Source organism: Methylococcales bacterium (genome assembly GCA_030949405.1).
Taxonomy (GTDB): domain Bacteria; phylum Pseudomonadota; class Gammaproteobacteria; order Methylococcales; family Methylomonadaceae; genus WTBX01.
Genome location: JAUZSN010000002.1, coordinates 523,333 through 535,569, shown reverse-complemented (window position 1 = coordinate 535,569; position 12,237 = coordinate 523,333). Strand labels below are relative to the sequence as shown.

Sequence of the window (12,237 nt, the reverse complement as noted above, 5' to 3'; positions counted from 1 at the left end):
TTAGGTTTTATGATATTGAGGACTATAGTGATGGACTGCATCAACCATGGCTTTAACATGATCGGGGTTCATATCAGGCAAAATACCATGCCCAAGATTAAACACATGTCCCGAGCCATTCCCATACTTATTTAAAATTAATTTTACTTTTTTGGCAATAACATCAGGTTGGGCATATAACGCAACGGGATCCATATTTCCCTGTAAGGCTACTTTTTCGCCCACTTTAGCCCGCGCTAATCCTATATCTGTCTGCCAATCTAAACCCAACGCATCAAATCCGACCTGACTCATTTCTTCTAACCATAAGCCCCCGCCTTTCGTAAAAAAAATCGTTGGGATTGTTTGACCGTCCACCGTTGTATTTAATAATTCGCGAACTTGTCGTGCATAGGCTAACGAAAATTGTAAATATTCTTCCGTGGCTAACATTCCACCCCAAGTATCAAAAATCATCACCGCTTGTGCGCCTGCGGCAATTTGTGCATTTAAATAGGCCGCGACCGATTGGGCAAGTTTATCTAACATTTGGTGCATTAACGCAGGTTCGTTATACATTAATGCCTTAACTTTTTGAAAGCTTTTACTACTTCCTCCCTCAACCATATAAGTTGCCAATGTCCACGGGCTTCCTGAAAAGCCAATTAAGGGGACACGCCCTTGTAAATTTTTCCGAATCAATCTGACCGCATCCATAACATAGCCTAACTCAAGCTCAGGATCGGGAATCGGTAAGGCTTTAATATCGGCGGCGGTACGGATTATTTTTTTAAATTTAGGCCCTTCCCCTTCACTAAAATAAAGCCCTAAACCCATCGCATCAGGTATGGTTAGAATATCTGAAAATAAAATAGCCGCATCAAAATCAAAACGTTCTAAGGGTTGTAAAGTCACTTCGCAGGCTAATTCAGGATTGGTACACAAATCTAAAAAACTCCCTGCTTCTGCGCGAATTTTTCGATATTCTGGCAAATAACGCCCCGCTTGACGCATCATCCACACAGGGGTTCTATCGACAGGTTGTTTTAATAAGGTTTTAAGAAAAATATCGTTTTTTAAGTCGGTCATACTGAGTATTTTTTAAGAAGGAAGGAGAACGGTTTTTCAAATACCGCCATTTGAGTCATACAAATTAAGGGGTCTTCATTTTAACGTTGTAAAATGAAAACGACTTCATTAGGGAACTTTTTTTATTTCTGCCTGAATAGAATCAAAGCGTTTAGGCCACGCGTTTTTAAATACTTTCGGCAACGTTTTTACGGCTTTTTGAGCTGTTTTAGCCGTAGGAAATGCACCATATAACAAAATATAGAGCGGTCTATTTTTTCGTATTACCCGTACATAGTTAAGTGAATGCGGCAAGTGAGGGTAATTTTTTAAACTTTGTAATAGGGATTTTTTTTTCGAGGTGACCATAAGTTGTAAACTATAGCCTTTCGGTTTTTGCTGTAATACCCAAGCACTATCATCACTATCGGCTTGTTTTTTAGGCGGAACTAATTTTTCACGCTCAATGACTTTTTCATCCTCAATGATTTTTTCATTTTCGGAGATTTTTTTATCACTCTTTAACAACGGCAACGCATTAATGTCTTTAGGACTATTATCTTGCTCAGGTTTATTTGACAATACCGCAATCACTTCTTTTTTATTTATCAGCTTATCTTCAAGTGCATCCGTAAAAAAAGAGGGGTCTAAATTAATTTTCTCGAATACAGAGTGATAACGATAAACTAACCCCACTCCTATCACCAAACAACTAGCAAAAACCACCCCCCGCTGCCATTTAAACCAAAAACCGTCTTGTTTTTGTAGTTCAGTAATAATTTTACCGGGTATTCCAGCGGTTAAAGGGTAAAGCTTATTAATTAATTTATCATTAATTTCAACTTCAGCAATTAACCCTTCTGGCATTAACGCCGCCCGTTGTAAAAAGGGTCTTAAGTCCTGTTTTTCCAAGCGAGGAAGTTCGATAAAATAACAATTATCAATCATTATATCGGTTCTACTTTTTAGACTTAATTCCTTTTTAGTTAATGAGAATATAAGCTTAATGGCAGGATGCTGTAATGCATATCGAATTAGTTTATCAATAAAACCACTTGACAACCGCTCTACATTATCCAAGATGAGCACAACTTTTTGCTGATGCTCTTCATAAAAATACAGCATATCATCCAAACTTTCAGCATCAGGAATGGAACCGTGGGCTTTTATTGCAATCACTAACCCATGTTTAATCTCACCAAAACTTAACGGCTCTGTTCCCTGAAAAAAACAAATAGCCCAAACCTCTTCTTTATGTTTTTTAAGAGTCTTAAGTAACGTGGTTTTACCGATCCCTTTGGCACCACAGATAATTAATGCTTCACGCTGGTTTAAAATACCTTGAACTAATAAATCAAAGGCATCCATTCGTGCCAAACTGATTAAATCATAGGTATCAACAAAATTCTGTCCCTCAAGCTTCATCGTTACAAGCCGTGGTAATCAGTCAGTGTTTGCTCCAAAATAACTGTTTCTACGCTCATAGGTAAGGTGGCTTTACCCATTTTTTCCAACAAAATAAGACGAATAGAGCCGCCTATATTTTTCTTATCAACCGCCATCAATTCAAGATAACGCTTTGCCGTCAGTTTTTCTGGGGAAAGTATCGGCAAATTAACTCGTTTAAACAGCTTAATAATTCGTGTCACCTCATCATCGGTTAAATACCCTAATCGACGTGATAAATCCGCCGCTAAACAGGTTCCAATCGCAACCGCTTCACCATGCAAATACTGACCATATCCCATCCCTGTTTCAATCGCATGACCAAAGGTATGCCCTAAATTTAGGGTGGCACGAATACCTGACTCATGTTCATCCTCTGCAACGACTGCCGCTTTATTAAAACAAGAACGTTCAATAGCAAACATTAATGCCTTTTCATCTTTTTGGACTAATAAATCAATATTCGCCTCTAGCCATTCAAAAAATTCATAATCTCTAATAAGACCATATTTGATAACTTCAGCAATTCCCGCAGCCAATTGTCGATCATCTAAGGTGGTTAAGACTTTAATATCCGCAATTACGGCCTGCGGTTGATAAAATGCGCCGATCATATTCTTTCCCAGCGCATGATTAACCCCTGTTTTCCCGCCCACTGACGAGTCAACTTGGGCCAATAACGTCGTAGGAATTTGGATAAAATTGATTCCTCGCTGATAACAAGCCGCAGCAAATCCCCCCATATCGCCTACAACACCACCGCCTAAAGCAATTAGGGTTGCATTACGGTTAAATCTTGCTTCTAACAACTGGGTAAAAATAGTTTCTACATAGCTTAAGGTCTTATACTGCTCGCCATCAGGTAAAATAATGTGCTCAACGTTATACGCCGATAAATTATCACACAAGCCTTGTAAATATAAAGGGGCTATTGTCGTATTCGTAACCACAACGACCTGGTTAGCTTGAATATGTTGGGCTAACAATTTTTCTTGCGACACTAAGTCTGAGCCAATATAAATGGGGTAACTTCGATCCCCTAAATCAACATCCAACTGTTTCATCTCATTCATCATTTGCCTGCCAATAAGCATCTAATATTGATTTGATCACCAGTTTGCTCTGTATCACGCCTGTATCTATTTTAAAATCTGCACATTCAAGATATAACGACTCTCGTTGCTCAAATAAAGTTTCAATCTGTTCTTTAGGGCTATCTGTTTGCAATAAAGGTCGCTGAGTATCCCGACGGGTTCGATTTAAAATATTTTCAATCGAACATTCTAAGTAAACCACAAAACCATTGGTCATTAAGAGCTGTCTATTTTTTTCGTGTAAAATAGTCCCTCCGCCCGTTGCTAAAACAATTCCATCAATTTCAGTTAATTGTGAAATCATCGCCTGTTCACGGTTTCTAAACCCTTCTTCACCTTCATATTCAAAAATAGTGGGAATATCAACCCCTGTATTTTCCTCAATGGCTTTATCGCTGTCATAAAAAGGTAACTGTAACGTCGTCGCTAATTGCCGACCAATTGTAGTTTTCCCCGCACCCATTAGGCCAATTAAATAAATATTTTCTGTTCGTTTCATAAATAACGGGAAATAAAGTAAAAAAAGGGCATTATGCCCCCTTTTTACCGATAGTTGAAGTCGGATTAATCTAATAGCAAAGAATTCTTAACAATTTTAGGCGTTACAAAAACCAGTAATTCTTTTTTACCATCCAAATCTTTGGTATTTCTAAATAGAATTCCAATCACAGGAAGGTCTCCAAAAAAAGGCACTTTAGTCACCGTTTTTTTAGTATTCATCGTATAAATCCCGCCTAAAACCACGGTTTCCCCATCATTTACTTGTACCGTTGTCTTAACTTCTTCTTTGCTAATTCCACCTGTAATGGTATCTGCCTTATCATTCTTTATAGCTAATTCCATAATAATACTGCCATTTGGGGTAATTTGAGGATTTACTTTTAATTCCAAAACCGCAGGGATTAACCTGGTTTGCGTCCCATTCGCACTGACGGTTGTAAAAGGAATTTGCACCCCTTGCCTAATAACCGCCTCAACCCGATCTGAGGTTAAAACACGCGGGTTAGAAATTAATTCCCCGCGATCATCACCTTCTAATGCGGATATTTCTAAATTAAGCACATAATCGGCGGCTCTAGCCAAAGTCATTCCTAATGCGGCGGGCGGAAAAGCATTAGCCCCTGCCGAGGCTAAATCAACTAAATAATTACTGACATTAGCATTATCTACCGAAGGAACGACGACACCGCCCCCTGTACGCTGCCCTGTAATGCTTCGTGTCACTAAACCACCCACTGTCGGTGCAGGCCCTATAGCAAACCCGGTGCTTGATCCTAATGCAGCGGCCTTTCCAACCCCAAAACGCATCCCAAGATCTTGTGCAAAATTTTTATCGGCGGTAACAATCCGTGCTTCGATCATCACTTGCCTAACAGGAATATCAAGTTTTTTAATCAAGGCCCGAATTGCTTCCATTTTATTCGCGGTATCTTTAACAATTAAGACATTCGTTCTAATGTCAACATTCGCAACGCCTCGCTTTGAAAGTAAACGCCCTCTTGTTGTCAATTTATCCACCGTTGTATCTGTCCCACCTAACAATAGAACTTTTATATCATCCGCTTTTGCATAATTAATTTGAATGTATTCTGTTCGTAATGGCTCTAATTGCTCAACCACCTTTTTTGCTGCCAGCTCATCTTCTTCAAGCTTAATAATGTGTGAAGTCGGTGCAACTAAAATCACATTACCCGCTTGACGCTTTGATAACCCATTGGCTTTTAAAATTAAATCCAATGCTTGATCCCAAGGAACATCATTTAACCGTAAGGTGACATTACCCGCCACCGTGTCGGAGGCCACAATATTAAGCTCTGTAAAATCCGCTAAAATCTGTAAGACCGAATTAACTTCAATATCTTGAAAGTTTAATGATAATTTATCCCCTGAATAAGGAAACTTTTTTTCTTGTTCAATTTTTTTCTCAGCTTCACTCATCGGCCTAAAATCAACCGTCAACATCCCCTCTTCCTGAAATGAGGAATATTGATAATTACCATTAGTCGGGGTAATGGTAATGATGGTATTAGTTCCTTTACTCACCGCTTCAATTTTTTGTACAGGGGTCGCAAAATCTGAAACATCAAACCGTTTTCTCAAAGCTTTAGGTAATTTTGTATTTAAAAATTTTAAAACAACTTTCCCGCCACGCTCTCGCGTATCAACGATGGTATTGGGATTCGCTAGTTCAACTAATAATAAACCTTCACCACCCACGCCCCGTTTAAAATCAATATCTCTAATGACTTGCTTAGGCAGCAAACGTGAAACCATAGAAACTTTCTGTGTTTCAATCACAGGCTCCTCTTTTACAACCGTCTCTATTTCATTTTCATTACGTTTAACGTTAGGTCGATCTTTTTTGGTCACAACCGCTGTTTTATTTAAAATAATTAAGACCTTATTTCCCTCCACCTTAGTTTCATAAGGAACAGACTCAACAAGATTAATAATAACGCGCGTACGTCCAGCCACTTCAATAACATAAGCATCACTCGCCGCACCCGAGTTAATCGGAAAGTTTTTTTGTTTCAAACCACTTTTAACACCCACAAAATCTAGAGCAATTCGTGCAGGGTTATCGGTATGGAATACTTTAGGCGCAACAGGTTCTGCTGTTAACTCTAATTGCAATTGAACCTTATCTCCAGCAAGTGTAGAAAAATTAAGTTGAGTAATCAAAATTTCACTAGCTAACGCTGTATTTACCGCCAATAAAATTAAAAATAAACCCATCATAAAGGGCATAATAAGATGACCTATCCAAATTTTTAATACTGAAGTCTTTTGCATAATATTCATCATTTAACCTTTACCTTTATTCATCTGTACCCATATTTAAGGGTAATATCGCTTCTTTTTTAATCCAGGCATCCGTTTCACTTTCTTCATCCTTAATAATTTCTTCCAACTTAATTTCGGTTGCTGAAATATTAATAATCTTGCCATGATTTTGTCCTATATAATTCCCTATTTTTACCCGTTGCACGCCTTCCTCAGATCTAATTAACCCCCATAACATCCCTTTTTTAACCGTTCCAACCATATTCAACGCATCTAATGGAAAGCTTTCTAAATCCTCTTTTATCCGTGTAAAATCAGGCTTTATACCATTAGAAACAGGTTTAGATAGATTAACATCCTCCACCTCCTCTTCTTTATCCTTTATTATTAAAAAAGGATCTCGTGAATCATCCAGTTCAAAATAAAAAAAATCATTTTCTGCAATCGCTTCCAACGGCTCGATGCCTTCGCTCGGTCGCGCCTCAACTTCCTCAATAAAAGTATCTAAATCTGATACATCATTATCACTACAAGCCGATAGCATAAAAAAAACACAAAAACACCCGAATCTAATTGGTTTTATCATTGATAATGGGGAAAGTTTCATTTTATATTCCTTGCGTTGAATCCTCATTTACTCATATCATCCGCATCTTCTTCTGAGGCCTCGTTATACGTTTGTACAACCGCTTTCATTTCCAATAAAACGCCTTCATCTTCCTTTTTTTTATCCTTAACTTCTTTGACTTCCAATCGAGAAATAATGACATCATGGACGGTTACAATTCGTGACAAGGTCGACAAGCTACTTACAAACAAACCGATTTCCTCATAATGACCTGAGACTTCTATTTTATTGGGTAACTCATGGTAAAATTCCTTTCGTACAGAGGGTTCTGCACCAAAAAAATTAATCTTCAAACCACTTTCTTGTGCTTTTTTAGAAATTTTTCGCAACAAGGCCGCAACTTCTGCCTCACTTGGCATTTGCTTAACCATTTCTTCAAGTAACGCTTCAATTTGTTTAAATTGCTCTTGATAAGCGGATAAATTCGCCGCTTTTTTTTGTTTTTCCTCAAACTGCCCACGAAGTTCTTGCTCTTTTTGCTCCAAAACAGTCCATTGGCTTAACTGATCCATCGTAAACTGATAAACGCCTCCGCCTGCAATCAACGAACAAATTAATAAAATCATCCCCACTTTAACTTCTAAAGGCCACGATCCCGCTTCATTAAAATCCCAATTAACTTCCGATAAATTCATTATTCTACCCCGCCTCCCATCTCTAAATCATCTGCGTCTTCTTTTGGTTTTTTCTTAAGCTGTTTTGCTAAAATAATAAACTGGCTATCCGTTTCTTTTTCAGAGCGATTACGCCCATCTATATTTTTAAGCCCCGTCCCCTCTAAGCCAATCCATTTTGAAGCCTCAATCGCATCCATTAACGCAGAAACTTCCGAATGAGCCGTTGTTCGTCCTTTAAAGGTTAATTTTTCACCGAGCTGGATAAAATCCGTTAAATAAATACCTTTAGGTGTTATTCGCCGTAAGTCATCAAATACATGTACAATTTCAGATCGACTCGCTTGTAACCCCTCAATAACCAAAATTTTATCTCTTAATTTCGTTCTTTCAGCTTTAATCTTATCTATTTTTTTAATTTTTTTCTCAACTTCCTTAATTTTGTCCTCTAAATATGTATTTCTAATGGTTTGATAGGTTTTTTGATCTTCTATATACCAATAAACCCCTCCAAATAAAAGACATGTCAAAAAAATGGCCGCGACCAGTACCGTTAAAAAAACTTGTTGCTTTTCTTTTCGTAATTCTTCACGCCAAGGCAGTAAATTAATTTTAACCATTAATCAAAACTCCTTAAGGCTAACCCACTTGCAATCATCATTGCAGGGGCATCATTGCTTAGACTTTGCGGTTTCACCCGATTGGATAAGGCCATATTAATAAAAGGGTTTGCGACATACGAATCCATTCCAATATTTTCTTTAATCAGTTCTTCAAGCCCTTGTATAGACGCACACCCGCCTGCAAGAATAAGACTATCTACTTCTCGATTAGCACTGGATGAGGCAAAAAACTGTAAAGCTCTTGATATTTGTTGAACCATTGCTAATTTAAAAGGCTCCAACACATCGGTTGTATAATTATCAGGCAACCCGCCTTGACGTTTGGCGAGCCCTGCTTCTTCATAAGAAAGACCATAGCGTCGTTGAATTTCTTCTGTCAATTGCTTCCCTCCAAACCCTTGCTCTCGAACATAAATAGTTCGACACTCATATAAAACATTTAAGGTCGTCATCGTTGCCCCAATATCCACAATAGCAACGGTTTGTGTTTCAATTCCTTTTGGCAATTGTTCAGCCAATAATAAAAAGGCATTTTCCATCGAAAAAGCTTCAACATCCACAATTTTAGGTTTGAGCCCTGCTTGTATGAGTGCTTCAACACGATCTTCAACATTTTCCCGTCGTGAAGCCGCTAATAAGACATCAACCATCGCTGGATTTGTTTCATTTTTACCCTGAACTTCAAAATCTAAATTTACCTCATCCAGTGCATAAGGAATGTATTGATCGGCTTCAATAAAAATTTGTTCTTCCATTTCATCATTTTTTAAATCCGCTCCCATTTGAATCACTTTACTCATAACGGATGAGCCAGAAACAGCGACACACGCATTTTTTTCTTTGGTTCTGGACTGCTTAACCGCCATTTTAATCGCATTAGCAACCGCATCAATATTCGCTATATTTTTATCAACAACAACATCTTGTGCTAAAGGGATCACCGCATAACTCTCTACCCGATAACGTGATCCTGTCTTACTTAATTCTAATAATTTAACCGCTGCACTACTAATATCTATTCCTAGAACAACGACCTCTTTTCGTTTAAACCAATTCATCATTTAAAACCTTATCCAAATAAACATCGATCACTTACATCGCTTAAATTTTTATCCAATTGAACGTTCAAACAGACCCCAGCTTGCGTTGAAGTATAGTCGTCTTTTTAATTTTGATCGGAAAATATCGCTTATATTAGGTCCCCTATTGTTTAGAAATCCTATTTATATCTCATTTTTAGAATTTATAAATTCAATCGTTTTATCAATTTAGATAAGTATTTGTTAAATGGCTCCACGTAGATTAAACTGTGAGCATTAAAATTAAATAGGCTAAAAAACTAGGACGGCAAGGAGAAATCATTAAATACAGTGTCATTATCATTATCATTATTATTTATTTGCCTAACCTTTCGTTAATCCGAATTTAAATCATAGAGATAACATAGATATTTAAATCATTACACTGTCAAAAAATTACGTAACCCCCTGACTATTTCCATTGAAAATAAATCTTATGAACCTCATTTTAATTATTCTCCAACCAACCCCCGCCGCATAAGCATGATTTTATTTAAATTAATTTTAAAATGGTTCGTTATTTTTAGTCTCATCAGTCTACTTGGCATTAGCGCGGGAGCGTATGTTTTTTACAACCATCTAATCAGTGACTTACCTGATGTTGCCCAATTAAAAAATGTAAAGTACCAAACGCCTTTTAGGATTTATAGTCGCGATAATAAACTGATTGCTCAATTTGGTGAAAAAAAACGCAAACCTATCGCCATTGATAAAATTCCTAAGCAACTTATCCAAGCCTTTCTTGCCGCCGAAGATGATCGCTACTACGATCACCCAGGAGTTGACTATAAAAGCTTAATGAGAGCCTTTATTCAATTAGCCTTAACGGGCAAAAAAAAGCAAGGAGGCAGTACGATTACAATGCAGGTTACGCGTAACTTCCTGTTAACACGCGAAAAAACTTACATTCGTAAATTAAAAGAAATTATTCTCTCGCTACAAATTGAAAAAGCCTACAGCAAAGATAAAATTTTAGAACTTTATTTAAATAAAATTTATATGGGTCATCGTTCTTATGGGGTTGTGGCGGCAGCTGAAGTCTATTATGGCAAAGACCTAGATGATTTAACCTTAGCTCAACAAGCAATGATCGCAGGACTTCCTAAAGCCCCTTCCGCTTATAACCCTATTTCTAACCCAACACGTTCAAAAATACGCCGAGATTACATTTTAAAACGAATGAAATTATTAGCGTATATCTCTCCAGAAGAAGCCGCTAACGCACTGAAACAACCGGTCAGTGCCAAACTTTATATTCCCCCTATTGAGTTAAAAGCCCCTTATATTGCTGAAATGGTCCGTCGTGAACTCTTTAAACGTTACGGCGAAGAATCCTATACCAATGGGATGAAAGTTTACACAACCCTCGGTTCTAAATTACAAACAACCGCAACCGAAGCACTTCGGTTTGCGCTACATAAATATGATAAACGCTATGGTTATCGAGCCTTACCCCATATAAAATTCACAAATTCTGAGCAGTTTAAAGCACTCAAAATCGTGGGTGAAACTTACCCCGCTCATATTCTTAGCATTAAAGATAAAATAGTCACCGTACAATTACAAGACCAATCTATTCTTGAAATTCCATGGAAAAAATTTCTTTGGGCCCGCCATTTTAAAACCAATAACTACCCGCTTGGTGCTAAAAGACCTCGCTCATTAAAAGCAGCAATGAGGGTAGGAGATATTATTCGAGTTAGGCCCTTAAAAAAAGAAAACCAAGAAACAGTCTCTTGGGAATTAACGCAAGTTCCTAAAGTACAAGGTGGGTTTGCCTCTTTAAATCCAATGAATGGTTCAGTAGAAGCCATTGTTGGTGGCTATGATTTTTATAGAAGTGAATATAACCGTGCAACGCAATCGAAACGTCAACCGGGGTCAGGCTTTAAACCTGTTATTTACGCAACGGCCTTAAAAGAAGGGTATACACTCGCAAGCGTCATTAATGATTCCCCTATTATCATCAAAAAAGGCAGCGCGAAAGATCGTGCTTGGCGACCTCAAAATTATAGTCATCGTTACTATGGCCCAACACGAATCCGAGCCGCTCTTTATAAATCCAGAAATATTATTTCTATCCGTTTAACGCAAGAAATGGGAATAGATAAAGTCATTCAAACCGCTAAAGATTTTGGCTTTACAGATGACCAACTTCCTCGTGGACTTGCGTTAGCATTAGGTAGTGGATCAGCCTCACCCTTAAGAATGGCCAATTTTTATTCCATTTTTGCCAATGGAGGATTTTTAGTTAAACCCTATTTTATAGAGCATATTGAAAATCATAAAGGTGAAATCATTTTTGAAGCCAAACCCAAAACGGCTTGCCCTTTATGTAACAAGCAATCAACTGAAGTCTTAGATGCTGAGCAACTATTAAGCACACGCGCACCACGCGTTTTAAGCTCGCAAATTACGTTTTTAATGGGGTCTGTCTTGCGGGATGTCGTTAGGCGAGGAACAGCCACCCGAGCAAGAGTTTTAAAGCGTAAGGATATTGCAGGAAAAACAGGAACAACCAACGGCCAAAAAGATGGCTGGTTTAATGGCTTTCACCCCAGTATTGTTGCCAGTGCCTGGGTAGGATTTGACTCTTATAAAACGCTAGGGCGCGGAGAAACAGGTGGAAACACCGCGCTACCGATGTGGATTAAATTTATGAAAACCGCGTTAAAAGATGTTCCTGAAGTCACTATTACCCCCCCAAATGGAATTGTTAAAAAAACCATTGGAACCATTAGAAATATAAAAACAACCTCAGGGCTTGAGGGCGGAACATGGGAATACTTTCAAAAAGGAGTTTATCCTAAAAGAAGTACCTACATTCCCACGGGAGTACCGACGTATAAACCACAAACTAAGACTAAAGCTAAAGTCATTAGAAAAACCGTTGAGGATTTATTTTAAAACCCATTTCCTCAA

Annotated in this window: 10 protein-coding genes; 1 reads left to right on the top strand and 9 read right to left on the bottom strand. The window is 38.0% G+C overall.

The annotated features are described in order from the left end of the window. The 9 genes from hemE to Q9M50_02750 all read right to left on the bottom strand — a co-directional run bounded on the left by hemE (position 1) and on the right by Q9M50_02750 (position 9,294). Positions 1–1,068 (bottom strand): uroporphyrinogen decarboxylase, encoded by a 1,068-nt coding sequence (hemE, locus tag Q9M50_02790; GenBank protein ID MDQ7089555.1) that lies wholly within the window; start codon positions 1,066–1,068, stop codon positions 1–3. Between the two features lie 108 nt (positions 1,069–1,176). Next, positions 1,177–2,472, bottom strand: a complete 1,296-nt coding sequence (locus tag Q9M50_02785; GenBank protein ID MDQ7089554.1) for an AAA family ATPase — start codon at positions 2,470–2,472, stop codon at positions 1,177–1,179. Positions 2,473–2,474: 2 nt separating this feature from the next. After that, positions 2,475–3,557, bottom strand: coding sequence for a 3-dehydroquinate synthase (gene aroB / locus Q9M50_02780; protein MDQ7089553.1), 1,083 nt, complete (start codon positions 3,555–3,557; stop codon positions 2,475–2,477). Between the two features lies 1 nt (position 3,558). Continuing rightward, on the bottom strand, positions 3,559–4,086 hold the full coding sequence (gene aroK, locus Q9M50_02775; protein MDQ7089552.1) for a shikimate kinase AroK: 528 nt from the start codon (positions 4,084–4,086) through the stop codon (positions 3,559–3,561). A 65-nt stretch (positions 4,087–4,151) separates the two neighbouring features. Continuing rightward, positions 4,152–6,392, bottom strand: a complete 2,241-nt coding sequence (pilQ, locus tag Q9M50_02770; GenBank protein MDQ7089551.1) for a type IV pilus secretin PilQ — start codon at positions 6,390–6,392, stop codon at positions 4,152–4,154. 13 nt (positions 6,393–6,405) lie between these two features. After that, positions 6,406–6,978, bottom strand: a complete 573-nt coding sequence (locus tag Q9M50_02765; GenBank protein MDQ7089550.1) for a pilus assembly protein PilP — start codon at positions 6,976–6,978, stop codon at positions 6,406–6,408. Between the two features lie 23 nt (positions 6,979–7,001). Next, on the bottom strand, positions 7,002–7,634 hold the full coding sequence (pilO, locus tag Q9M50_02760) for a type 4a pilus biogenesis protein PilO (GenBank protein MDQ7089549.1): 633 nt from the start codon (positions 7,632–7,634) through the stop codon (positions 7,002–7,004). Beyond that, complete coding sequence (locus tag Q9M50_02755) at positions 7,634–8,233, bottom strand: PilN domain-containing protein (GenBank protein MDQ7089548.1); 600 nt, start codon at positions 8,231–8,233, stop codon at positions 7,634–7,636. The genes pilO and Q9M50_02755 overlap by 1 nt, the downstream gene beginning before the upstream one ends. Next, the gene (locus Q9M50_02750) at positions 8,233–9,294 is read right to left on the bottom strand and encodes a pilus assembly protein PilM (protein MDQ7089547.1); all 1,062 of its coding nucleotides are present in this window, start codon (positions 9,292–9,294) and stop codon (positions 8,233–8,235) included. The genes Q9M50_02755 and Q9M50_02750 overlap by 1 nt, the downstream gene beginning before the upstream one ends. 504 nt (positions 9,295–9,798) lie before the next feature. Between Q9M50_02750 and Q9M50_02745 the strand changes: the two genes are divergently transcribed. Beyond that, complete coding sequence (locus tag Q9M50_02745; protein MDQ7089546.1) at positions 9,799–12,222, top strand: penicillin-binding protein 1A; 2,424 nt, start codon at positions 9,799–9,801, stop codon at positions 12,220–12,222. The last annotated feature ends 15 nt before the right edge of the window (positions 12,223–12,237 follow it).

Coding starts and splice junctions, on each gene's coding strand:
- Q9M50_02750 (MDQ7089547.1), bottom strand. CDS start 9,294: ATGAATTGGTTTAAACGAAAAGAGGTCGTTGTTCTAGGAATAGATATT.
- Q9M50_02765 (MDQ7089550.1), bottom strand. CDS start 6,978: ATGAAACTTTCCCCATTATCAATGATAAAACCAATTAGATTCGGGTGT.
- pilQ (MDQ7089551.1), bottom strand. CDS start 6,392: ATGATGAATATTATGCAAAAGACTTCAGTATTAAAAATTTGGATAGGT.
- Q9M50_02745 (MDQ7089546.1), top strand. CDS start 9,799: ATGATTTTATTTAAATTAATTTTAAAATGGTTCGTTATTTTTAGTCTC.
- Q9M50_02785 (MDQ7089554.1), bottom strand. CDS start 2,472: ATGAAGCTTGAGGGACAGAATTTTGTTGATACCTATGATTTAATCAGT.
- aroB (MDQ7089553.1), bottom strand. CDS start 3,557: ATGAAACAGTTGGATGTTGATTTAGGGGATCGAAGTTACCCCATTTAT.
- pilO (MDQ7089549.1), bottom strand. CDS start 7,634: ATGAATTTATCGGAAGTTAATTGGGATTTTAATGAAGCGGGATCGTGG.
- hemE (MDQ7089555.1), bottom strand. CDS start 1,068: ATGACCGACTTAAAAAACGATATTTTTCTTAAAACCTTATTAAAACAA.
- Q9M50_02755 (MDQ7089548.1), bottom strand. CDS start 8,233: ATGGTTAAAATTAATTTACTGCCTTGGCGTGAAGAATTACGAAAAGAA.
- aroK (MDQ7089552.1), bottom strand. CDS start 4,086: ATGAAACGAACAGAAAATATTTATTTAATTGGCCTAATGGGTGCGGGG.